This window comes from Dellaglioa sp. CoH-55-MRSF-9 (genome assembly GCF_056782155.1).
Genome location: NZ_JBXAYG010000019.1, coordinates 1 through 517 on the forward strand (window position 1 = coordinate 1; position 517 = coordinate 517).

General features: G+C 68.7%; 1 protein-coding gene. It reads right to left on the reverse strand.

Annotated features, from left to right (window positions below; genetic code table 11):
- On the reverse strand, positions 1-517 hold a 517-nt coding region (locus AC1RPV_RS07600), incomplete at both ends, for a hypothetical protein (RefSeq protein ID WP_481764177.1).

A 517-nucleotide genomic window follows, 5' to 3' on the forward strand; every position in this document is an offset into this window, starting at 1 on the left:
TGCTGCGCCAGTGCCGGGTCGCCGGCCAGAAGCGCCTTGAACTGGTCGAGTGGGAGCTTGTTGAGCATCGACATCAGCGTGGCGCTGCCGGCCCCGGTGACCTTCTCGATCGCGGTCACCGTTCCCAGGGCGGTGCTGAACTCCTGGAGATCTCCGAACAGCGAGTCGGGGGAGGCCGAGGCGGCGTGCTCGATCGCCGCCGCGAACCGGCTCTCCTCGCGCGTGAACGTTTCGTGCGCGGTGCGCGCCTCCACACGAGCCTGATCGAGCCGGTCGGCCCGGAGCATCTCCGCCCGCCGCTTCGCCGCTGCCACCTCGAACAGCGACGGGACGTGCGTGTTCGGCGGGGAGGGGGTGTCCGCATACTTCGTTACGAGGTCCGTCATCCCCATCACCGCCGCGAGGGCCTGATCATACGAGCCGGACAGCGCCTGAATCGACGCTTCCGCTACCGCGATCTCCGCTTGCGCCTCTTCTGCCTCGCGCAGTGCCCGATCCGCGTCGAACTGCACGGAGA